18 protein-coding genes are annotated in these 21,869 nt (G+C 72.8%); 10 read left to right on the top strand and 8 right to left on the bottom strand.

The window, feature by feature from the left end:
* Positions 1-24: 24 nt before the first annotated feature.
* Positions 25-510: a ribose-5-phosphate isomerase gene (locus AB0G52_RS06985; RefSeq protein WP_361334426.1), complete on the bottom strand. Its 486-nt coding sequence runs from the start codon at positions 508-510 to the stop codon at positions 25-27.
* 110 nt (positions 511-620) lie between these two features.
* A complete protein-coding gene (locus tag AB0G52_RS06980) occupies positions 621-1,199 on the bottom strand; it encodes a biotin transporter BioY (RefSeq protein WP_358972726.1) in 579 nt (192 codons plus the stop codon).
* A 456-nt stretch (positions 1,200-1,655) separates the two neighbouring features.
* Here AB0G52_RS06980 and AB0G52_RS06975 point away from each other — a divergent pair, with 456 nt between their 5' ends.
* The 8 genes from AB0G52_RS06975 (at position 1,656) to AB0G52_RS06940 (ending at position 10,155) form a co-directional block, all read left to right on the top strand.
* Positions 1,656-2,840 carry an ROK family protein gene (locus AB0G52_RS06975; RefSeq protein WP_361334423.1) on the top strand — a complete coding sequence of 395 codons (1,185 nt, stop codon included), beginning with the start codon at positions 1,656-1,658 and terminating at the stop codon, positions 2,838-2,840.
* 195 nt (positions 2,841-3,035) lie between these two features.
* Complete coding sequence (locus AB0G52_RS06970; RefSeq protein WP_361334420.1) at positions 3,036-4,103, top strand: ABC transporter substrate-binding protein; 1,068 nt, start codon at positions 3,036-3,038, stop codon at positions 4,101-4,103.
* Positions 4,100-4,948 carry an ABC transporter permease gene (locus AB0G52_RS06965; RefSeq protein ID WP_361334418.1) on the top strand — a complete coding sequence of 283 codons (849 nt, stop codon included), beginning with the start codon at positions 4,100-4,102 and terminating at the stop codon, positions 4,946-4,948. Before AB0G52_RS06970 ends, AB0G52_RS06965 begins: the two co-directional genes overlap by 4 nt.
* Entirely contained in the window at positions 4,924-5,637 is a 714-nt protein-coding gene (locus AB0G52_RS06960; protein WP_132886837.1) for an ABC transporter ATP-binding protein, read from the top strand. The genes AB0G52_RS06965 and AB0G52_RS06960 overlap by 25 nt, the downstream gene beginning before the upstream one ends.
* Entirely contained in the window at positions 5,634-6,971 is a 1,338-nt protein-coding gene (locus tag AB0G52_RS06955; RefSeq protein WP_361334415.1) for an LLM class flavin-dependent oxidoreductase, read from the top strand. The genes AB0G52_RS06960 and AB0G52_RS06955 overlap by 4 nt, the downstream gene beginning before the upstream one ends.
* An 11-nt stretch (positions 6,972-6,982) precedes the next feature.
* Positions 6,983-7,876, top strand: a complete 894-nt coding sequence (locus AB0G52_RS06950; RefSeq protein ID WP_361334412.1) for a TauD/TfdA family dioxygenase — start codon at positions 6,983-6,985, stop codon at positions 7,874-7,876.
* A 112-nt stretch (positions 7,877-7,988) separates the two neighbouring features.
* Positions 7,989-9,383, top strand: a complete 1,395-nt coding sequence (locus AB0G52_RS06945) for an amino acid permease (RefSeq protein ID WP_361334409.1) — start codon at positions 7,989-7,991, stop codon at positions 9,381-9,383.
* Between the two features lie 127 nt (positions 9,384-9,510).
* The gene (locus AB0G52_RS06940) at positions 9,511-10,155 is read left to right on the top strand and encodes a superoxide dismutase (protein ID WP_132886841.1); all 645 of its coding nucleotides are present in this window, start codon (positions 9,511-9,513) and stop codon (positions 10,153-10,155) included.
* Between the two features lie 116 nt (positions 10,156-10,271).
* Here AB0G52_RS06940 and AB0G52_RS06935 read toward each other — a convergent pair whose 3' ends face one another.
* Complete coding sequence (locus AB0G52_RS06935) at positions 10,272-10,937, bottom strand: DsbA family protein (RefSeq protein WP_132886842.1); 666 nt, start codon at positions 10,935-10,937, stop codon at positions 10,272-10,274.
* A 150-nt stretch (positions 10,938-11,087) separates the two neighbouring features.
* Between AB0G52_RS06935 and pepN the strand changes: the two genes are divergently transcribed.
* Both pepN and AB0G52_RS06925 read left to right on the top strand, forming a co-directional pair.
* Positions 11,088-13,673, top strand: a complete 2,586-nt coding sequence (gene pepN, locus AB0G52_RS06930) for an aminopeptidase N (RefSeq protein WP_361334405.1) — start codon at positions 11,088-11,090, stop codon at positions 13,671-13,673.
* A gap of 207 nt (positions 13,674-13,880) precedes the next feature.
* Positions 13,881-14,918: a hypothetical protein gene (locus tag AB0G52_RS06925; protein ID WP_361334402.1), complete on the top strand. Its 1,038-nt coding sequence runs from the start codon at positions 13,881-13,883 to the stop codon at positions 14,916-14,918.
* Positions 14,919-15,040: 122 nt separating this feature from the next.
* Here the strand turns inward: AB0G52_RS06925 and AB0G52_RS06920 are convergent, their stop codons facing one another.
* From AB0G52_RS06920 to AB0G52_RS06900, 5 genes are all read right to left on the bottom strand, one after another.
* Positions 15,041-16,483, bottom strand: coding sequence for a DMT family transporter (locus AB0G52_RS06920; RefSeq protein ID WP_361334399.1), 1,443 nt, complete (start codon positions 16,481-16,483; stop codon positions 15,041-15,043).
* A gap of 252 nt (positions 16,484-16,735) precedes the next feature.
* Positions 16,736-17,938, bottom strand: a complete 1,203-nt coding sequence (locus AB0G52_RS06915; RefSeq protein WP_361334496.1) for a glycosyltransferase — start codon at positions 17,936-17,938, stop codon at positions 16,736-16,738.
* Between the two features lie 320 nt (positions 17,939-18,258).
* Positions 18,259-20,037: a TIGR03767 family metallophosphoesterase gene (locus AB0G52_RS06910; protein WP_361334396.1), complete on the bottom strand. Its 1,779-nt coding sequence runs from the start codon at positions 20,035-20,037 to the stop codon at positions 18,259-18,261.
* 244 nt (positions 20,038-20,281) lie between these two features.
* Positions 20,282-20,746: an NUDIX hydrolase gene (locus tag AB0G52_RS06905; protein WP_361334393.1), complete on the bottom strand. Its 465-nt coding sequence runs from the start codon at positions 20,744-20,746 to the stop codon at positions 20,282-20,284.
* A gap of 61 nt (positions 20,747-20,807) precedes the next feature.
* Positions 20,808-21,518, bottom strand: coding sequence for a hypothetical protein (locus AB0G52_RS06900; protein ID WP_361334390.1), 711 nt, complete (start codon positions 21,516-21,518; stop codon positions 20,808-20,810).
* Positions 21,519-21,869 lie beyond the last annotated feature (351 nt).

The following is a 21,869-nucleotide window of genomic DNA, read 5'->3' as shown; positions in this document are numbered from 1 at the left end:
GGCCCGGCGGGGCCGGGCCGGGGGTTACGGCTGGGGGTGGTGTGGGGGGATGGGGGGGAGGGTGCCGGTGTTTTCGTACTCCGCCAGCATGTCGATGCGGCGGGTGTGGCGCTCCTCCTCGGAGAACGGCGTGTTCAGGAACGTCTCGACGAACTTCGTCGCCTCGTCCTGCGTGTGCATGCGCGCGCCCACCGCGACGACGTTCGCGTTGTTGTGCTGCCGGCCGAGCGACGCGGTCTCCTCGCTCCAGGCGAGGGCCGCGCGAACGCCCTTGACCTTGTTCGCGGCGATCTGCTCCCCGTTGCCGGAGCCGCCGATCACGACGCCGAGGGACTCGGGGTCCGCCGCCGTCCGCTCGGCCGCGCGGAGGCAGAACGGCGGGTAGTCGTCCTGGGCGTCGTAGATGTGGGGGCCGCAGTCCACGGGGTCGTGGCCCGCCGCCTTCAGCCACTCGACGAGGTGGTTCTTGAGTTCGAAGCCCGCATGGTCGGAGCCGAGATACACGCGCATGGGACGAGTGTGACATGGCGCCGAACGCGGGGCAGTGCGGGGGCCGGGCCCCACGAGGAGCGGGGCCCGGGGTGCCTGCGCACCCCGGGCCCCGCCGCGTCGAAGGCGTGTCAGCGCTTGTCGGCCAGCTTCCATGCCGTGGGCAGCGCACCCATCGCCAGGGCCGCCTTGAGCGCGTCGCCGATCAGGAACGGGGTGAGGCCGGCCGCGATCGCCGCGGACGCGGAGATACCGGCGGCGTAGGCCAGGTACGGCACGCCGATCGCGTAGATGACCGCCTCGCCGAGCACCATCGTGCCCGCCATGCGCAGCACGCCGCGGTCGGCGCCGCGCCGGGCCAGGGCGCCGACGATCGCGGAGGCGAGGATCATGCCCAGGATGTAGCCGAAGGAGACGGAGAGGCCGGAGGTGCCGCCCGCGAACCACGGCACGCCCACCAGGCCGGCGGCCGCGTACAGCGCGAGGGAGGCCACCCCGCGGCGGGCGCCCAGGCCGGTGCCGACCAGCAGGGCGGCGAAGGTCTGGCCGGTCACCGGGACCGGGGAGCCCGGGACCGGCACGGCGAGCTGCGCGGCGAGGCCGGTGAGCGCGGCGCCGCCGACCACGAGGGCGGCGTCGCGCACCCGGGACGCGGGCAGGAGGTCGGCGAGGACGGTGCCGGTACGGGCGGACGCGGCGGCGGTGCTCATGGGGTCTCCGCGGGGGTGAGGTCGGCGAGGACGGGGCAGGTCAGGGACGGACACCGTGACGCTATCCCGGCCCCGTCCGGGCCGAACACGTCAGCGGTCGACAAAGGCCGGAAGTGACGCTTGGTGGGCTCCCCACAAAGGGTGTGGGTTACACCGGGTACGGGGTGACGCCGATCACTGAGGCAGAGATGTTTCAGTCACGTCAACGGCGTTGAACAGCCCTGTGGAGTTCCCCTAATCGAACCCCAGCGGTCTGGTGGGATTCCCGCTCTCTGCCCTACTCTTCGGGACATGGTCGCCCAGTCCCTGAACCTCACGTCGCGTCGCTACGTCGACCTGCGACGGCAAGGGGCTGCCACCTGTCGCCGTCCGGCCTGAGGCCGCGCCGCGGGAGACCGGTCCGGCGCGCCTCGCACCCCGAGACGTGTCGGCCCCGTTCCCGAGGACGGTTTCCCCATGCCCCGTACCGCTCTGCCCCCGCCTGCCTCCCCGCCCCGTGACCGCCGGCGCAGCAGCGCCAGTGTGGTGCTCAGGTCGGTCCTGGAGCACGGGCCGGTCGCCCGCTCCACCATCGCCCGGCTGACCGGGCTGTCCCCGGCCTCCGTCACCGACTACTGCGCCCGTTTCACCGAACTCGGCCTGATCCGGGAGACGGAGGCACCGCAGCGCGTCAGGGGGGTGGGCCGGCCGCACGTCCCGGTCGACCTGGACGACTCGCGGTTCGTGGTCGGCGGGGTGCACGTGGCCGTGCCGTACACCACGGTCGCGCTGCTCGACCTGCGCGGCCGGGTCGTCGTACGGCGGGAGTTGAAGCACGCGGGCCGCACCGAGCCGCGGGCCGTGCTGGCGCGGGCCGCCACCGGGCTGGCCGCGCTCCTCGACGAGGTGCCCGGCAGCAGGCCGCTGGGCGTCGGGGTCGCCGTCGGCGGCTGGGTGGACCGGGACTCCGGGACCGTGGTCGAGCACCCGCTGCTGGGCTGGCGGGAGGTACCGGTGCGCGAACTGCTCGGCGCGGGCACCGGGCTGCCGGTCCATGTGGACGGGCACGCGCGGGCGTTGGTCAACGGCGAGCGGCTGTTCGGGCGGGCCCGGGGCAGCCGGAGCGTGCTGCACCTGTTCGTCGGGAACGTGGTCGACGCGGCGTTCGCCACCGGCGACGAGGTGCACCACGGCCCGCGCTCGCAGGCGGGCACGATCGCCCACCTCCCGGTGCCGGGCGGCACCGAACCCTGCGCCTGCGGACGCACCGGCTGTCTCCAGGTGGAGCTGGGCGAGCGGACGCTGGTCCGGCGGGCGCGGGCCGCCGGGATCGTCGACGCCGGCAATCCGATGGACGTCCTGGCGGCGGCGCGGGCCGGCGACCCGGTGGCGGTACGGCTGCTGGTGGAGCGGGCGCGGCTGACCGGGCGGGCGGCGGCGCTGCTGCTCGACGTCCTCAACCCGGAGAGCGTGGTCGTCACCGAGGTGGGCGCGCTGTACCGGGAGGACTGTCTGGCCGCGCTGCGGGAGGCGGTCGGGCCGCGGCGGGCGCCCGTGGCGCCGACCAGTTTCGGGGCCGGGGTGCTGGCGGTCGCGGGCGGTTCGGTGGTCCTCGACGTGCTGTACCGGGACCCGTTGAACGCGTCACCAGAGCTTATTTAATTCAGAAACTCGGAATATTGACAGTCGTCGCGCACGGCAAGGAACATCTTTCTCATGACCTGTCGCACTCTTTGTTGCTGACGTCCTGGCGCGCCCAAGGCGCGCGTTTCTCCGCGTGACACCTCTGTTTCCGGCCCTTCGTCGCCGGTCATTCACGCTGCCTTTCTCCCCCGCTTTTCTCCCCGGAGTACTCCCATGCCTTCTGCGTCCCCGTCCGGCGTCGACCGCCGGGTCTTCCTCACCTCACTGCTCGGCGCCTCGGCGGCCGTGGCCGGGCTGAGCGGCTGCGCGGGCGGCAGTGCCGCCGCCGACACCAAGGGCGCCGCCACCGCTCCGCTGGCCGCCAAGGTGCCGGCCGGCACCAGTCTGAAGATCGCCTCCTACCTGGGCCAGCAGCAGCTGCAGTTGAAGCTGGCGAAGTTGCCGAAGCTGCCGTTCACGGTGTCGAGCTGGCTGAACATCGGGGCCGGTCCCGATGTCATCAACGCGTTTCGCGCGAAGTCGCTGGACCTCGCGAACAACGCCGGCATTCCGCCGATCCAGGCGCAGTTCCAGGGTTTCGCGGCGAAGATCGTGGCGATCGACATCACCCGCAAGCCGAACTACCTGTTCGCCACCAAGCCCGGCAGCGACATCCGCACGGTCGCCGATTTCAAGGGCAGGAAACTCGCGTTCTCGCAGGGGCAGGCCCAGGGCGTCGTCCTGCTGCGGGCGTTGAAGGAGGCCGGGCTCTCCTACGACGACGTGCGGCTGGTGCCGCTGACCAGCAACCAGTTCCTCACCGCCCTGCAGTCAGGTCAGGTGGACGTGGCGCCGCTGGCCAACACCCAGGTGCCCGCCTACCTCCAGCAGTACGGCTCGAAGGGCGCCCGCACGATCACCACGGACGTCGTCGACCTGCTGAACCTGCTCTGGGCACCGCAGGCGGTCCTCGACGACCCGGCGAAGGCCGCCGCGATCGCCGCGTACATCCCGCAGTGGGCCAAGGGCCTGGTCTGGCAGTGGGAGCACCCGGACGTCTGGAACGAGGAGTTCTACGTCAGGACCCAGAACCTGACGCTCGCCCAGGCCCGGGGCATCACCAAGCTCGCCAACAAGCCGCTGTTCCCGCCGAGCTGGGACGAGGCGATCAAGTGGGAGCAGGAGACCGCCGACCTGCTGGCCCAGGGCGGCTTCGTGAAGAAGACCGACGTCTCCTCGCTCTTCGACCACCGCTTCGAGGGCCTCGCCGCGCAGGCCGTACCGGAGGAGTACCGCAAATGACCGCCGTGACCACCGGCACCGTGCCGGTTCCCGTCGCCGAGGACGACGAGACCCACCGGGTCCGCCCGCGGCGCCGCCTGTCCCCCGGCAAACGGCTGCCCGCCGCCCGGCTGGCCGGGCCCCTGGTCCTGCTGGCCGCGTGGGCGATCGCCTCCGCCGCCGGCCGACTGGACACGAGCGCGATCCCGGCGCCCTGGACGGTCCTGGACACCGCCGTCCGCCTGTGGACCGGCGGGACGCTGCGCACCGACATCCTGACCTCGGTCGAGCGCGCCGGGTACGGCTTCGTGATCGGGCTGGCCGCCGGGGTGCTGCTGGCCCTGGTCTCCGGGCTCACCCGGACCGGCGAGGCGCTGATCGACGGGACCGTGCAGATCAACCGGGCGATCCCCACCCTCGGACTCATCCCGCTGTTCATCCTCTGGCTCGGCATCGGCGAGACCTTCAAGATCGCCATCATCGCGATCGTCGTCTACATCCCGGTCTACCTGAACACCCATGCCGCGCTCTCCGCCATCGACAGCCGCTACGTCGAACTCGCCGAGGTGCTGGGCCTGTCCAGGTTCCGGTTCGTGCGGCAGATCGTGATCCCCGGCGCGCTGCCCGGATTCTTCGTGGGACTCCGGCTCGGCGTCACCGGCTCCTGGCTGGGTCTGGTCGTCCTGGAGCAGATCAACGCCACCAGCGGCCTCGGCTACATGATGTTCCAGGCCCAGAACTACGGGCGCAGCGACATCATCCTCGTCGGTCTGCTGATCTACGGCGTCTTCGGCCTGGTCTCCGACACCGTGGTCCGGCTCGTCGAACGGAGGGTGCTGTCATGGCGCCGCACACTGAGCAGCTGACCCGCCCCGCGGTCCGGCTGCGGGGACTGAGCAGGTCGTTCGGCGACCGTACGGTCCTGGACGGCATCGATCTGGACGTGCCGGCCGGGCAGTTCACCGCGCTGCTGGGGCACAGCGGCTCCGGCAAGAGCACCCTGCTGCGGGCGGTCGCCGGACTCGACCACGGGGTCACCGGCGGCGGCCGGCTCACCGCCCCCGACCGGGTCTCGGTGGTCTTCCAGGACTCCCGGCTGCTGCCCTGGCGCCGGGTGCTGGACAACGTGGTCCTGGGTCTCGACGGCAGGGACGCGTACGACAAGGGGCGCGCCGCGCTGGCGGAGGTCGGCCTCGGCGGCCGGGAGCGGGCCTGGCCGGGCGAGCTGTCCGGCGGTGAGGCGCAGCGGGCCGCGCTCGCCCGCTCGCTGGTCCGCGAGCCGGAACTGCTCCTCGCCGACGAGCCGTTCGGGGCGCTGGACGCGCTCACCCGGATCAGGATGCACCACCTGCTGCGCGAGCTGTGGAAACGGCACCGCCCGTCGGTCCTGCTCGTCACCCACGACGTCGACGAGGCGATCGTCCTCGCCGACCGCGTCCTGGTCCTGGAGAAGGGCCGGATCGGCGTCGACCTGACCATCGATCACACCCGCCCGCGGGACGAGTACCGCACCCGCCTGCTCGCCGCCCTCGGTGTCACGGAGGACCCCGCATGACCCGCACGCTCCACCTCAACGCCTTCCTCATGAACACCGGTCACCACGAGGCCTCCTGGCGCCTGCCGGAGAGCGACCCGCACGCGCACGTCGACCTCGCGCACTACGTGCGGCTGGCCCGGACCGCCGAACGCGGCACCTTCGACTCGCTCTTCCTCGCCGACGGACCGCATCTGTGGGGCAGCGTCGCCCAGCGGCCGGCCGGGGCCCTGGAACCGCTGACCCTGCTCACCGCGCTGGCGACGGCCACCGAGCACATCGGCCTGATCGCCACCGCCTCCACCTCCTACAACTCCCCCTACAACCTGGCCCGCAGGTTCGCCTCCCTCGACATCATCAGCGGCGGCCGGGCGGGCTGGAACATCGTCACCACGGCGGGCGCCGAGGCGGCCCGCAACTTCGGGATCACCGAGGAGCCCGCGCACGCGCAGCGGTACGCGCGGGCCGCCGAGTTCCTCGACGTCGCGCTGAAGCTCTGGGACAGCTGGGAGGACGACGCGATCGTCGCCGACAAGGCCTCCGGGGTCTGGGGTGACGACGCGAAGATCCACCCGCCCCGGCACCGGGGGCCGTACTTCGGTGTCGAGGGCGCCCTGAACGTGCCGCGTTCCCCGCAGGGCTACCCGCTGCTCGTGCAGGCGGGGTCCAGCGAGGACGGCAAGGCGTTCGCGGCCCGGTACGCGGAGGCGGTGTTCACCGCGCAGCAGACCATCGAGGACGCGCGCGCCTTCTCCAGCGACCTGAAGGCCCGGACGGCCGCGGCCGGCCGCGACCCCGGCCACCTCAAGGTGCTGCCCGGCATCGTCCCGGTGATCGGCTCGACGGAGGCCGAGGCGCGGGAGCTAGAACAGCTCCTGGAGGACCACATCGTGCACCGGCACGGCGTGGCCAACCTGGAGCGGCTGCTGCACCTGCCCGCCGGAACCCTGGAACTGGACCGGGAGCTGCCCGCCGAACTGCCGCCCGAGGACGCCATCGAGGGAGCCAAGAGCCGGTACACCCTGGTGGTCGAGCTGGCCCGGCGCGAGCGGCTCACCGTGCGGCGGCTGATCGGCCGGCTCGGCGGCGGCCGCGGCCATCTGACCTTCGCCGGGACACCGGACCAGGTCGCCGACGCCATCGAGACCTGGTTCACCCAGGGGGCCGCCGACGGCTTCAACATCATGCCGCCGGTGCTGCCCTCCGGCCTGGAGACCTTCGTGGACCACGTCGTACCGGTCCTGCGCGCCCGCGGCCTGCTGCGCGAGGAGTACGGACCGCGCCGCACCCTGCGGGAGCGCTACGGCCTCCCGCGCCCCGCCAACCAGTACACCACCAGCCCCGCGCTCGTCTGAAAGGAACCGTCATGTCCCTGGAGATCACCAAGATCACCGCGAACATCGGCGCCCGGGTCTCCGGCGTCGACATCTCCCGGCCCCTCGACGCGAAGACCGCGGCGGCCGTCCGCGAGGCCCTCAGCACCCACAAGGCGCTCGTCTTCGACGACGTGAACCTCGACGACGACAGCCACCAGGCGTTCGTCCGCACCTTCGGCGAGGTCACCACCGCCCACCCGACGGTGTCCTCCGTCGACGGCGTCCCGAACGTGCTGCCGGTGGACAGCGAACGCGGCCGGGCCGCCAACCACTGGCACACCGACGTGACCTTCGTCCTCAACCCGCCCCAGGCCACCACCCTGCGGTCGATCAGGGTCCCGCCGTACGGCGGCGAGACCCTGATCGCCAGCTCGGCCGCCGCCTACCGGGACCTGCCCGAGCCGCTGCGCCGGCTGGCGGACGGCCTGTGGGCGGAGCACACGAACGACTACGACTACGCCGTCGCCGACGAGGAGATCGACGAGCGGCAGGCCGCCCAGCGCGCCCAGTTCACGTCGATCACCTACCGCACGGTCCACCCGGTGGTCCGCGTGCACCCGCTGACCGGGGAACGCGGCCTGTTCATCGGCGGGTTCGCGCAGCGCCTGGTCGGCCTCCCGCCGTCCGACTCCCGCCGGATCCTCGACCTGCTCCAGGCGTACGTCACCCGTCCGGAGAACATCCTGCGGCACCGCTGGTCGCCGAACCAGCTCGTCATCTTCGACAACCGGATCACCCAGCACTACGCCGTCGACAACTACGACGGCCTGCCGCGCCGGCTGCACCGGGTGACCCTCGCCGGGGACGTCCCGGTCGGCGTCGAGGGCAAGGAGAGCTACTCGATCCAGGGCGACGCCTCGCACTACACGCCCGTAGCGGCGTAAGCACGCTCGGTGACCGGCCGGTCCGGATGGTGGGCGGCCTCCCCCCGCGGCGGGGAGGCCGCCCAGACTGTGGGCGTTTTTGCCCATCTCACGCATTGGACGAGCCGCGCCCATGCCGCACCGCAGCACCCCGGTCACCGCACCGCCGCGCACCCGGAACGACGACGACGTCACGCTCTCCCACGGCCTCAGACGGCGCCACCTGTCGATGATCGCCCTGGGCGGTGTCATCGGGGCGGGCCTGTTCGTGGGTTCCGGGTCCGCCATCGCCGCCGCGGGCCCGTCGGTGGTCGTCGCCTACGCCGTCTCCGGGCTCCTCGTGATGCTGGTGATGCGGATGCTGGGCGAGATGTCGGCCGCGTACCCGTCGTCCGGGTCCTTCTCGGCGCACGCGGAGCGGGCGATCGGGCCGTGGGCCGGGTTCACGGCGGGCTGGTCGTTCTGGGTGCTGCTGTGCACGGCGGTGGGCCTGGAGGGCATCGGCGCCGCGAAGATCGTGACGGGCTGGCTGCCGGGCACCCCGGAGTGGGCCTGGGTGGCCCTGTTCATGGTGGTCTTCTGCGTGACGAACCTGGCCGCGGTGCGCAGCTTCGGCGAGTTCGAGTTCTGGTTCGCGGCCCTGAAGGTCGGCGCGATCGTCCTCTTCCTCGTCCTCGGGGTGCTGGCCGTGGCCGGCGCCCTGCCCGGCACGCACTCCCCCGGCGCCTCGAACCTCACCGACTTCCTCCCGCACGGCGGCGAGGGCCTGGTCGTCGGCCTGCTCGCCTCGGTCTTCGCGTACGGCGGCCTGGAGACGGTCACCATCGCGGCCGCCGAGTCCGAGGACCCGGTGCGGGGCGTGGCGAGCGCGGTCCGCACCGCCATGTGGCGCATCGGCCTCTTCTACGTCGGCTCGATGGCCGTCGTCGTCACCCTGGTCCCCTGGGACGCGAAGGAGGTCGTGGCGAAGGGCCCGTACGTCGCCGCCCTCGACCACCTGGGCATCCCGGGCGCCGGCCAGGTGATGAACGTGGTGGTGCTGGTCGCCCTGCTCTCCGCGATGAACGCCAACGTCTACGGCTCCTCGCGGATCGCCCACTCGCTGGTGCGGCGGGGCCAGGGCCCGCGGGCGCTGGCGCGGGTGTCGTCGGGCGTGCCGCGGGTCGCCGTGCTGACCTCCTGCGTCTTCGGGTTCGTCTGCGTGGTGCTCAGCTACTGGCGCCCCGACGACGTCTTCCCCTGGCTGCTGAACATGATCGGCGGGGTGATCCTGGTCGTCTGGGTCTTCATCGCCGTCTCCCAGCTGCTGCTGCGCCGCCGGCTGGCCCGTACGGCCCCGGAGAAGCTGGTCGTGCGCATGTGGGCGTTCCCGTACCTGACCTGGCTGGCCCTGGCGGGCATGGCGGCGGTCTTCGTCCTGATGGCCCGCGAGCCCGGCACCCGCGTGCAGCTGTACTACACGGGCGGCATGACGGCCGTGCTGGCGGCGGTGGGAGCGCTGCGGCAGCGCCGGCGCGCGGAGCGCTGAATCCCGCCACCACGAGGCCCCCGCGTGCGACACGTGGGGGCCTTCCTGTTGCCCGGAGCAGGCTTCTTGTTGCTAACGTGTAGTTGCAAGCTCTTTGCAATAAGAACCCCGGAGGGGATCCACGCCCATGCCCGTCTACACGCTGCCGGAACTGCCCTACGACTACTCCGCGCTGGCGCCCGTGATCAGCCCCGAGATCATCGAGCTCCACCACGACAAGCACCACGCGGCCTATGTGAAGGGCGCCAACGACACGCTGGAGCAGCTGGCCGAGGCACGGGACAAGGGAAGCTGGGGGGCTGTCAACGGCCTGGAGAAGAACCTGGCCTTCCACCTCTCCGGGCACATCCTGCACTCGATCTACTGGCGGAACATGACGGGTGACGGCGGCGGGGGCGAGCCGCTGGCCGCGGACGGCGTCGGGGAACTCGCCGACGCGATCACCGAGTCCTTCGGTTCCTTCGCCGCGTTCCGGGCGCAGCTGTCCAAGGCGGCGGCCACCACCCAGGGCTCCGGCTGGGGCGTCCTCGCGTACGAGCCGCTGAGCGGCCGGCTGATCGTCGAGCAGGTCTACGACCACCAGGGCAACGTCGGCCAGGGATCGGTGCCGATCCTGGTCTTCGACGCCTGGGAGCACGCCTTCTATCTCCAGTACCGGAACCAGAAGGTCGACTTCATCGAGGCCATGTGGGCCGTGGTCGACTGGCAGGACGTGGCCCGCCGGCACGCGGCGGCGCGGTCGCGGGCGGATGTGCTGCTGCTCGCTCCCTGAGCGGCCGGACGTCCTGCCTCGTGATCGTCTTCTCACCGTTCACCGGGGCGGGCGGCACAAAGGGGGGAGCCCCCGCGAGGACGTGACTCGCGGGGGCTCCCCTTCGTTCCGGGACGTCAGACCAGGTTGCTGAAGTCGGGGCCCTTGGTGCGGGTCCGCTTGATCTCGTAGAAGCCGGGGACGGAGGCGACCGCGACGGTGCCGTCCCACAGGCGGGCCGCCTCCTCGCCCTTGGGGGCGGGGGTGACGACCGGGCCGAAGAAGGCGATCTGCTCGCCGTCGGGGCCGGGGACCGCGATCACCGGGGTGCCGACGTCCTGGCCGACCTTGTCGATGCCCTCCTTGTGGGAGGCGCGCAGCTGCGCGTCGAACTCGAAGTCCTCCTGGTCGGCGTAGTCGATCAGGTCGGCGGGCAGGCCGACGTCCGCGAGGGCGCCCGCGATGGCCTCCAGCGTCGGGCCCTCGCCGTTGTTGTGGATGCGGGTGCCGAGCGCGGTGTAGAGCGGGCCGAGGACGTCGTCACCGTGCTTCTGCCAGGCGGCGGTGACCACCCGGATCGGCTTCCAGGCCTTGGTCTCCAGCAGCTCGCGGTACTCCTCCGGCAGCTCGTCCAGCTTGGGCTCGTTGAGGACCGCGAGGCTCATGATGTGCCAGCGGACCTCGATGTCGCGGACCTTCTCCACCTCCAGCACCCAGCGGGAGGTCATCCAGGCCCAGGGGCAGAGCGGGTCGAACCAGAAGTCGACGGGGGTCTTGCCTGAGCTGGTCACGGTCTCGGACATGGCTCTCCTCGGAATGCAGTCCTTTTCCATCGGCAACACCGGCACCGGCGACCCCATTCCCGGGTGCCCGCCGTCAGGTGCTCATGGCAGGATCGGTGCTGTTCCGGCGTGCCGACAACGCCGTGTACCGACGACGAGGGAGTGCCGCCCGTGCCCGGTGAGAATCTGTCCCGCGACGAGGCCCGGGAGCGGGCCGCCCTGCTGTCGGTCGACGGCTACGACGTGTCGCTGGACGTGCGGTCCGCCGTCGGCGGGGACCCGGGCGAGCCGCGGACCTTCCGCTCGGTCACCACGATCCGCTTCCGCTGCAACGAGCCGGGCGCGGCCAGCTTCGCCGACCTGATCGCGCCGAGCGTGACCGCCGTGACCCTGAACGGCAAGGACCTGGACCCGGGCGAGGTCTTCGACGGCACCCGGATCGCCCTGGAGGACCTGGCCGAGGAGAACGAGCTGGTGGTGGACGCGCAGTGCGCCTACTCGCGGACCGGCGAGGGCCTGCACCGCTTCGTCGACCCCGAGGACGGCGAGGTCTACCTCTACACGCAGTACGAGCCGGCCGACTCCCGCCGGGTCTTCGCCAACTTCGAGCAGCCGGACCTCAAGGCGCCGTTCCGCTTCGAGGTGCGGGCGCCCGAGGGGTGGCCGGTGTGGAGCAACGGCGCCGGTGAACTGGCCGACGGGGTCTGGCGGTTCGCGGAGACCAAGCCGATCTCGACGTACATCACGTGCGTGGTGGCGGGCCCGTACCACTACGTGACGGACGCGTACACGCGCACGCTGCCCGACGGCACCGTGCTCGACATCCCGCTGGGCGCCCTGTGCCGCAAGGGGCTCGCCCCCTACTTCGACACCGACGACGTCTTCCTGGTCACCAAGCAGGGCCTGGACTTCTTCCACGACCACTTCGACTTCCCGTACCCCTTCGGGAAGTACGACCAGGCGTTCGTGCCCGAGTACAACCTGGGCGCGATGGAGAACCCGGGTCTGGTGACCTTCCGGGAGGAGTACATCTTCCGGGGCAAGGTGACCCAGGCGTCGTACGAGGCCCGCGCCAACGTGATCCTGCACGAGATGGCGCACATGTGGTTCGGCGACCTGGTCACCATGGCGTGGTGGGACGACCTGTGGCTGAAGGAGTCCTTCGCGGACTTCATGGGCACCTTCGCGAACGTCGGCGCGACCCGCTTCACGAACGCCTGGACCACCTTCGCCAACCGCCGCAAGGCCTGGGCGTACCGCGCCGACCAGCTGCCCTCCACGCACCCGGTCACGGCCGACATCCGCGACCTCCAGGACGCCAAGCTCAACTTCGACGGCATCACGTACGCGAAGGGGGCGAGCGTGCTGAAGCAGCTCGTCGCGTACGCCGGCCAGGACGCGTTCCTGGAGGGCGCCCGCCGCTACTTCAAGCGCCACGCGTACGGCAACACCCGGCTCGGCGACCTGCTGGCGGTGCTGGAGGAGACCAGCGGCCGGGACATGACCGCCTGGGCGGCCAAGTGGCTGCAGACGGCGGGCGTGAACGCGCTGACCCCGCAGGTGCTGCTGGCCCCCGACGGGCGGATCGACGAGCTGGCGGTGGTGCAGGAGGCGGCGGAGTCGCACCCCGAGCTGCGTCCGCACCGGGTGGCGATCGGCCTGTACCGCGTGACGGACGGCTCCCTGGTGAGGTACGCGCGCGCCGAGGCGGACGTCGACGGCCCGCGCACGGTGATCGCCGAGCTGGCCGGGGCCGAGGCACCGGAGCTGGTCCTGGTCAACGACGACGACCTGACGTACTGCAAGATCCGCTTCGACGCCACCTCGCTGGCCACCCTCCGGGACCGGCTGGGCGCCCTGACCGACCCGCTGGCGCGGGCCCTGTGCTGGTCGGCGCTGTGGAACCTGACCCGGGACGGGCTGCTGCCCGCGCGGGACTTCGTCGACCTGGTGCTGCGGTTCGCGGGCCGCGAGTCGGACATCGGGGTGCTCCAGATGCTCCAGGCGTGGGCCGAGTCCGCGCTGGTGCACTACGTGGCGCCGCGGTGGCGGGAGGCGGCCGGGCGGCGGCTCGCCGAGGGCGCCCTGCGGGAGCTGCGGCAGGCGGCGCCGGGCAGCGAGCACCAGCTGGCCTGGGCGCGGTTCTTCGCGTCGACCGCGGCGGACCCGGCCGACCTGCGTCTGCTCCAGGAGCTGCTGGCCGGCACGTCGACGATCGAAGGTCTCGACGTCGACCAGGAGCTGCGCTGGGCGTTCCTCGAACCCCTCGCCGCGCACGGACTGGCCGACGAGTCGGTGCTGGCCGCGGAACTGGCCCGGGACGACACCGCGTCCGGCAAGCGCCACCAGGTGCGCTGCCTGGCCGCCCGCCCCTCGGCGGCCGTCAAGGCGCAGGCCTGGGCGCAGGTCGTGGAGTCGCAGGCGCTGTCCAACGCGCTGGTGGAGGCGACCATCACGGGCTTCGCCCAGCCGTCCCGGCGGGACCTGCTGGCGCCGTACGCCGAGAAGTACTTCGAGGCGATCGCGCGGGTCTGGGAGGACCGTTCGATCCAGATCGGCATGGACGTGGTGCGCGGCCTGTACCCCTCGCTCCAGGACCGCCCGGAGACGCTGGAGGCGACGGACGCCTGGCTCGCGGCGCACGCGGACGCGCCCCCGGCGCTGCGCCGGCTGGTCCTGGAGGCCCGGGACGACCTGGCGCGCGCACTGCGCGGACAGGAGTGCGACGCACGGGCCGCGGACGCCTTCGAGAGCTGACCCTTGGCCAAGGGTTGCCCGCCAGGTGACCGTTACGCAATTCAGTCAATCATGCCCGTAACCCCTGGTCCCCACCCATCCGGACCAGGGGCTTTCGCCGCCTCTTCGGCATCCGAACACCCGTCCTTTAGTCCCGTGTTGTCCGCATTCATCGACGAACGTGTAACACCGGTTAGGGACGGGTCCGGCCCCGGGAATCCCGAGGCCATGACGCACAACACCCCGCTCTCCCCCCGCCCCCTGCGCCACCTCTCCGACGTCCACCGCCGGGTGCTCACCACGGCCCAGCTCCGCTCCCACGGCGTCCCGGCCACCGAGATCGCCGAACAGTGCCGGCCCGGCGGCCCCTGGCAACAACTCCTGCCGGGCGTGGTCATGCTCCACCCCGGCCCCCCGACCAGCGAGGAACGCCTGCACGGGGCCCTGCTGTTCGCGGCGCGCGAGCCCGCCCCCGGCGTCCCCGCCCAGCCGACCCCCGACTCCCCCCACCGCCCCGTCTACGCGGACACGATGATCACCGGCCTGGCGGCGCTGACCCTGCACGGCTTCTCCGCCACCCCGCCCCTGCTCTCCCTGGACCACATCGACGTGCTGGTCCCGCGCATGCGCCGGCTGCGCTCCACCTCCTACGTCCGGGTGCTGCGGACGCCGGCCCTCCCGGCCCCCGAGCCGGTGACGGGGCTGCCGGTCGCCCCGGTCCCGCGCGCCCTCGCGGACGCGGTCGCGGACCTGACCGACGCCGACTCCGTACGCCGGCTGCTGACCGAGGCGGTACGCGGCCGGCACTGCGAACCGGCGGCGGTGGTACGGGAACTGACCCGGGCGAAGCTGCTCTCCCGGCCCCACGTGGCCGACGCGGTGGACTCGCTCGTCGCCGAGGGACGGGCCATCGCGGAGGACCGCCTCTACCGGATGGTCCAGGAGCACGGCCTCCCCGACCCGGTCTGGAACGTGGACCTGCGGCTGCCCGGCGGCCCGCACCTCGGCGGCCTCGACGCCTACTGGCCCGAGCAGGCGGTCGCCGTCGAACTGGACATGCGCGCCCCGCGCCAGGACGAGGACGCCCTGTGGTCCGAGTACGCCCGCAAGCGCGAGCACCTGGAGCGGCTCGGGATCACGGTGGTGCACGTGACCCCGCGCAAGCTCCGCGAGTCGGCGGAGCAGCAGGCGGCGGTGATCCGCACGGCCCTGATGGCGGCGAACGACCGCGATCCGGCGGCGTACGTGGTGGTGCTGCCACGGTAACCGGGAGGGACGGGGGGCAGGGCGCCGGAGAAGGCCGTCGGTTCGGAGGGGGACCGACGGCCTTCTGCGGCGCCCGGGGCACGTCAGGAGCGGGGCGCACCGGGCGGGTCACTCGGGACGGGTCACTCGGGGTGGGTCGGCCCCGGGCCGTGGGCGGCCAGGCGGGTGTCGATCTCGTGGACGCCGCCCGACCACCCGCGTTCCCCTGTCCCGTCGTTCGGCAGGCTCGCGTACATCTTCCGTAAGGACAGGGCAAGTTCACTCGTCACCGGGTCGTCGGGCAGGCTCCGCCACTCGGTGCGGGCGCGTTCCAGGCAGAGCCGGGTCCGTACCGCGTCGAACCGCGGCGGATCGGCGTGGAAGCGGGCCGCGCTCAGCCACAGGCGCGCGGCGAGGCAGCCGTCGCCGGTGAGGTGGGCGACATGGGCGCGTACCTCGATCCAGTGAGTCGCCTCGGCCGACTTGGCGCCGTGCACCCGGACGGCGTGGTTCTCCAGGCGCCGGATGGCGGTCTCCGCCTCGGCGAGCCTGCCCAGCCGGGCGTCGCGCCAGATCCCGTCGTGGACGTCGTCGCCCGGAGCCGTCGTCAGCACCGGGTGCCGCAGCAGCGGATGCGGGCCTGGCGTGCGCTGTCCCGGCAGGTCCGGCACGGAGGGGGCCCGCCGCGCGTCCCCGACCACGACCACGGCCACCCCGAGCATGATCATGCAGAGTCCGGGCCAGGCGGCCCCCGTCGGCAGCTGCCCCAGCCAGAACCAGGCGACCAGCGCCGCCACCGGCGCCTCCAGCAGGAGCAGCACGCTGACCGCGGTGGCCGGGGCCCGGCCGAGGGCGAAGTTCAGCGAGAACAGGCCGAGGAGCTGCGGCAGCAGGAGCAGGCCCAGCAGGGCGAACCAGGCGTGCGCGGTGAAGGCGACCGGCGCGGTCCCGGTGACCAGGCACAGCAGCAGCGTCTCGACGGTGCACACCGAGAAGCACAGCACCGAGTACATCGGCGTGCTGACGTCGGGCCGGGCCTCCTCGCTCAGGGCGGTGTAGCCGGCCAGCGCGACGGCGCCGACGAGGGCGAGCACGTCCCCGGTCACCGCTCGCGCGCCGGTGCCGAGGTCCGCGCCGCTCGCGATCACGGCGCCGGTCACCGACACCGCCAGCCCCGCCCACGCGGCCCGGGAAGGGCGCCGGCCCTGCGCGGTCGCGATGAGGGCCTGCCACACCGGCTGGGTGGCCACCAGCCCGGTCGCCATCGCCACGCTCGTCAGCTGGGCGCCGGTCATGAAGGTGGCGAAGTGGGCGGCCAGTGCCGTCCCCGCGGCCAGTGCGAACCGGACCGCCCGGCGCTGCTCCCTGCGGACCAGGGCGCGTTCCCCGCTGCACACCCGCCGCACCTCACGGCGCCGGGCCAGCAGGAAGGCGGGGCCCAGGGTGAACAGGCCGAGGGCGTTGCGGCCGAACGCCAGCGCGAGCGCGGGAGCCGCGGCGTAGGCGGTGAGGGGGGCGGTGGCGGAGAAGGCGAGGACGGTGATCAGGACGGCGGCACCGGAGGCCGCGTCCAGCTTCGTGCGCATGGTGATGGGAGAACCTCGGGTGGGGCGGCGGTGGCTGATGCGATGTCAGCACACCGGGACGGCACCCGTGGATCATTGCCGCATACACCCCGAAACCGGGTGCGGCGGTCTGTATCATGACCGGCGCCCGAGGGGGCGCGCAACGCGCTCCCGGGTCAGGCCCGCACCCCGCCGGGGCGGCGCCCCGTTCGCTGCACGGACCCGCGCCCGTCCGCCCGCGACCGGCTCGCCACCCGCCCGGTACGCCCGGTACTACTGCCCGGTGACGCCCGGGCGCAGTTCGTCGCGTACGTCGGCGGCGACGTGGGCGAGGAGGTCGGCGTAGGCGGCGATCATGCGGGTGCGACTGAAGCGCTCGCGGCTCGCGGCCAGTGCCGGTGCGAAGGTCTCCCGGTCGGCCACCGCCGCCGACCAGGCGAAGGCGATCGCGTCGGGGTCGAAGGGGGTCACGAAGCCGTGGCCCTCGACGATCGAGGCGCTGTCGCCGACGTCCGTGGTGACCGGTACGGCGCCGCACATCATGCCCTCGATGAGGCAGAGCGGCGCCGCCTCGCCGGAGACGGAGGTGAGGGCGACCACGTCGGAACCGGCGTAGACCGCCTCCATGTCGTGCCGCACGCCGAGCAGGTGGACGCGGTCGCCGAGGGCGGCCCGGTCGGCGCCGAAGGCGATCTCCATGTCGGCCCAGAGCGCGGGGTTGTCGTCGGTCATCCCGGCCCCGCACATCACGACGTGCCCGCCGCCCTCGCGGGCCAGCCACGCCCGCGCCGCCCGCAGGAACAGCGGGACGTTCTTCATACCGGCGTAGCGGGCGGCGAAGACGACCACGGGGGCGCCGGCGGGGATGCCGAGGGACTCGCGGAAGGCGAGCCGTACCGCCGCGTCCGGGCGGAAGCGGAGCAGGTCGACGCCGTTCGGGATGACGTGCAGCAGCTCACCGGGGATCCCGGCGGCCTCGTAGGCGTCCCGGGTGGACTCGGCGCAGCACACGCAGGCCACGACCTTGCCTTCGGCGATGGCCGTCCTGAGCTCGTCCAGCGCCGGGCCCTGGTTCTCCGGGTCGGACCGGTGCAGGCAGACCACGACAGGGCGCCGGGGCAGGCCGCCCTGGTTGAGGAGCGCCAACGGCTGCTCCTTCAACGACAGGATGACGTCCGCGCCGGCCATGGCCCGGGCGGTGTCGGCCAGCTCCGGCCCGCTGAAGGCGGACGCCGCGACCGCGCCGTCCACGAGGCCCGCGGTACGGCCCAGGGAGGTGACGTCGACGCCGCCGGCCGTGAGGGCGCGGTAGCAGGCGTCGTCCTCCATGCGTTGCGTGGTGGCTTCCCGGTGGACCTCACCGTGCAGACTCAGCACGCGGTGCCACTGCTGTCCGCCCTCGACCAGGCCCAGCAGCACATCACTGTGCACGATCCGGGCGCCCCCGGAGAAGAATCCCTCGTAGACCGAGAGCACGCGAAGTCCGAGCCGAGAGCCCACACGATCACCAGCCTTGCACCACATCGAGCCAATCCCCGGGAACCGCGGGTTAGCCGTTATGAGGCGGTACGGATGTTTCATCCGGATGAACGGAACGTCTCGCCCCGGAGTCGTCTGCGTTTACACGCCGAGTGCCGGAACCGCTACCGCGCACACCTCTCCGAAACCCCGGCAGGCACCCCTCTGACCTGCTGTTTCACCGTCCGTACGGAGACGGTGACAGGGGCGGCGGGGACCGGTCCGTGGGCAAAGAATCGGCAAGCGCGGCGCCGGAACGTACGACGGTGCCGCGGTCGTCACCCCTTCTTGAGGACCAGCTCGGTGTTGCGGTCGGCCGCGGCGCCGCCCAGGGCCTTGCTGGAGCCGGGGGCGTTGAAGGCCAGCTCGCGGTAGAGGGCGGCCAGGCCGGTCTGGGAGAGGTCGCCGAAGTCGGTGCGGTGCGGGGCCGCCGACTCGATCAGCGTGGTGAACAGCGAGACCGTGCCGTCCTTGTTGTCCACCAGCTCGACCACCCGGGCGAGCTGCGGGTGGTCCACGTGCGAGGCGGTGGTGACCTCCCAGAAGGAGTTGCCGTTCGACGCCTTGTGCGGGGTGATGAGGTTGCGGTGGATGTGGCCGTTGACCCAGGCCAGGACGTTGGCGTGGCGGTTGAGCAGGGTGACCAGCTCGGCGCCGGTGTGGCGGCGGTCGCCCGGGTGGGCCGGGTCGGGGCGGGTGTTGGTCATCGTCTGGCTGGTGTGGTGGCTGAAGACGACCGCGTAGGAGTCCTTGTTCTCCTTCAGGGTGCGCTCCAGCCAGTTCAGCTGGGTCGTCCCGATGGAGCCGTCGTAGTGGCCGCCGGCGTCCGTCGTGTCCAGGCTGATGCCGATCACGTCCTCGGAGATGCGGAAGGCGTAGTACTGGGTGCCCGCCGCGAGGTTCGCCGAGGAGTAGCCGTGCCCGACCGGGCCGACCCCCTGGTAGGCGGGGTCCAGATGGGCCTTGAGGTAGTCCGCGGACGTGTACGGGGCGCGCTTCTCGTCCGCCGTCACCGACCGCGCCGACCTGGCGTGGGCCTTCAGAAAGTCGCGGTAGCCGCTGCCCTTGGGGTCCTGTGCCGTGCGGATGGAGTCCTGGAGCTTCTTGGCCTCGGCGTCGGTCACCGTCATCAGCTTCCTGCCGCCGATGGCCGCCTCCGCGAGGTACGGGTCGGCGTGCGAGCCGAAGCAGCCGAGCGGCAGGGCGTCGTGGTTGCCGACGGTGGAGTACCAGGGCAGGTCGAGGCCGGGGCTCTTCACCTCGCGGATCGCGGCGGCGAGGAAGCCCGCGAGGTGCGGGAAGCCGGCCGCCTTGTCGGAGTCGCGGACGGTGGAGTCGGCCTGCCAGTACATCTTCAGACCGGAGTTCTGCACCCCCTCGTAGTGCCGGGGGTCCCCGCTGTTGGGGGTCATCCGGCCGCCGCTCATCACCTTCATGAACCACTCCAGTTCGGAGTGGGCGTTGTTGTCGGTGTTGTCGCCGGTCGTCATCACGAAGTGCAGCGGGGAGCCGGTGACCGGGGCGCCGCGCAGCGCGTTGACCCGCTCCACCAGCGAGATCGCGCCGGGCACGGTGAGCGCCTCGTGCGGGCGCCAGGCGTGCCGGTCGTGGGCGCGCAGGTACTCGAGGCGCAGCGGGTGCTGGACGTCCATCAGGTGCAGGTCGGTGAACTGCACGAACGCGGCCAGTGCGGTACGGCGGCCGGCCCGGCCGCTCCTGGCGGCGGCGAGGTCGGAGCGCACCACCCGCGACCAGCCGGCGCCGTCCCCGAGCCGCCGGTAGCCGGAGCTGGTGCGGGGCGCGGCGACGGAGGCGAGCGTGGTGCCCTTGGTGTACGGCGCGAGGGGCGCCGCGGCGGCCTTGCGGCCCTCGGCGACCGGCTGCTGCTCCTCGGTGACGGCGGGGCGGGCCGCGCTGTCGGTGGGGTGCAGGGCGAGGCCGACGCCCGCGGAGAGCGAGACGGCTCCGGCGGCGGCGAGGACGGTACGGCGGTTGATCTCCAGTGCCTCGCGGCCCGTGCGGGCCGCGGAGGTGGCGACAGAGCGTATGCGCGACATGGCGCGATCTCCCCGAGTACGAACGCGTCGGCAGTGGTCGCGGGTGATCGCTTCCGCGAACTTCCCGCTCAATGTGGATCGTTGGCACCGGGAATGACCTGCGCGTAAACACGGCGGCAACGCGCAGCGCCGATCACCGTACGTGGATCAGGGGAGGTGGGGACCGGTCATGGGCCGGATCGCGGGTGGCCGGGGTCCGGCTACTCGGTGTTCATCTGGCGGGGTAGGGGACGGGCCCCGGCGCTCACGACTGCTCTTCTGCGAACCGGCCCGCCGCCGGCCTCTCCCGCCACAGCCGCAGGGCCACGTCGACCAGCCGGACGTGCCTCAGGTCCGGTACGGCGTCCAGGTCGTGCCAGGCGGCCATGTCGGTGGAGCCGTTCACCTCGTGCGTGAGCTGGCCGCCGACGATCTCGCCGGTGTAGATGATCCGCACGCCGTGGTGGTCGGTGGCGCGGGACAGCGGGGTGCCGGAGACGATGCGCTGGCGGAGGGAGTCGATGCCGAGCAGGCCGGTCACCTCGATGCGGTAGCCGGTCTCCTCCAGGAGTTCCCGGCGGACGGTGTCGTAGGGGTCCTCGCCGTGGTCCATGCCGCCGCCGGGCAGCACCCATTCGGGGGTGCCGTCGGCGGCGGGCGACCGGGCGAGCAGGATCTGTCCGTCACGGACGCACACGGCGTAGGCCGCCACCCTCAACTTCTCGCGCACACCGGCACGGTAGGGCCCGCGTCCGGCGGTGGCCACCGGGTTTCCCCGTACGGCGGGATCCTCACCGGGGCCTGTCGCAGGACAGGGTGCGCGACGCGGGCAGGTCGCGCAGGATCCGGGCCCGCTCCGGTGCGATCTGCGCCTCCCCCACGGCGTACCGGTCGGGCGCCTGCTGTCCGGCGCTGATGCCGACGAGGAGGCGGACCCCCGGGCGGATCCGGGTGCCGGTGCCGGGCGCGAGCGGGAACTCCACCTCCCCGGCGGTCTTCGCCGGCTTGTACGCGCGGGTCACGCGCAGGGTGACGCGTTCCCCGCCGGAGTGCGGGATCCCGTGCACGGCGGTCACCGTGCCCTCGACGACCAGGCGGGCGCAGGCGAGGTAGCCGGCGCCGGTGGTGTGCTCCGGGCTGCCCGCAGGACCGGGCGCGGTGCCGGTCGCCTGGTCGCCGGCGGCGGCCCCGTTCGACGTCGCGCCCGAGCCGCCGTGCGCCGCGAGCCAGCCGATGCCGAACACGGCCGAGGCGAACGCGGCGGCGAGGGCACCGGCGAGACCGAGGGCGCGGACGCCGGGGTGCCGCAGCGGACGGCGGCGCCCGGCCGCCGGGCGTGCCCGCACCCGTACGGGTGGCGGCCCGGCGAGCGCGTCGCCCACGATCCCGAGCTGCGCGCGCAGCAGGGCCACATCGGCGGCGGCGGCCCGGTACTCGTCCAGGAACCCGGGATCGGCCCGCTGAGCCTCGCTGAGCGGCTCCCCCAGCAGAACGGCGGACAACGCATCCCCCTCCACCCCCGACTCTCCCCGCCCGAAGCCCAACCCCTGCTCACCCCGACCGCCGTCCCCGTCCCGGCCGCCCCCGCCGTCGCCCCCGGCCCGGTCGTCCCGGCCCCCGGCCCCGGCCCGGTCGCTCCGGTCGTCGCACCGGTTTCGGTAATCGCTGCCCTTGCACCGGGCTCGGTCGGCGTCTTCGTCCTGGTCCCCACTCGCGGCATATCGGTCCCCGTCGTGCCGATGGCGGTCGTCGCTGCCCTCGGTCCCGGTGCGGGCGTCGTCCCGGGGGCGGGTGTCCGGGCCGGTGGGCCGGGGGCGGTTGTGGTTCCGGTCGCCGGGGCGGGTCCGCGGGGG

This window comes from Streptomyces sp. NPDC021562, from assembly GCF_040640875.1.
Classification (GTDB): domain Bacteria; phylum Actinomycetota; class Actinomycetes; order Streptomycetales; family Streptomycetaceae; genus Streptomyces.
This window is presented reverse-complemented; position numbering and strand designations above follow the sequence as displayed.

Coding starts and splice junctions, on each gene's coding strand:
- AB0G52_RS06985 (WP_361334426.1), bottom strand. CDS start 510: ATGCGCGTGTATCTCGGCTCCGACCATGCGGGCTTCGAACTCAAGAAC.
- AB0G52_RS06980 (WP_358972726.1), bottom strand. CDS start 1,199: ATGAGCACCGCCGCCGCGTCCGCCCGTACCGGCACCGTCCTCGCCGAC.
- AB0G52_RS06975 (WP_361334423.1), top strand. CDS start 1,656: ATGCCCCGTACCGCTCTGCCCCCGCCTGCCTCCCCGCCCCGTGACCGC.
- AB0G52_RS06970 (WP_361334420.1), top strand. CDS start 3,036: ATGCCTTCTGCGTCCCCGTCCGGCGTCGACCGCCGGGTCTTCCTCACC.
- AB0G52_RS06965 (WP_361334418.1), top strand. CDS start 4,100: ATGACCGCCGTGACCACCGGCACCGTGCCGGTTCCCGTCGCCGAGGAC.
- AB0G52_RS06960 (WP_132886837.1), top strand. CDS start 4,924: ATGGCGCCGCACACTGAGCAGCTGACCCGCCCCGCGGTCCGGCTGCGG.
- AB0G52_RS06955 (WP_361334415.1), top strand. CDS start 5,634: ATGACCCGCACGCTCCACCTCAACGCCTTCCTCATGAACACCGGTCAC.
- AB0G52_RS06950 (WP_361334412.1), top strand. CDS start 6,983: ATGTCCCTGGAGATCACCAAGATCACCGCGAACATCGGCGCCCGGGTC.
- AB0G52_RS06945 (WP_361334409.1), top strand. CDS start 7,989: ATGCCGCACCGCAGCACCCCGGTCACCGCACCGCCGCGCACCCGGAAC.
- AB0G52_RS06940 (WP_132886841.1), top strand. CDS start 9,511: ATGCCCGTCTACACGCTGCCGGAACTGCCCTACGACTACTCCGCGCTG.
- AB0G52_RS06935 (WP_132886842.1), bottom strand. CDS start 10,937: ATGTCCGAGACCGTGACCAGCTCAGGCAAGACCCCCGTCGACTTCTGG.
- AB0G52_RS06925 (WP_361334402.1), top strand. CDS start 13,881: ATGACGCACAACACCCCGCTCTCCCCCCGCCCCCTGCGCCACCTCTCC.
- AB0G52_RS06920 (WP_361334399.1), bottom strand. CDS start 16,483: ATGCGCACGAAGCTGGACGCGGCCTCCGGTGCCGCCGTCCTGATCACC.
- AB0G52_RS06910 (WP_361334396.1), bottom strand. CDS start 20,037: ATGTCGCGCATACGCTCTGTCGCCACCTCCGCGGCCCGCACGGGCCGC.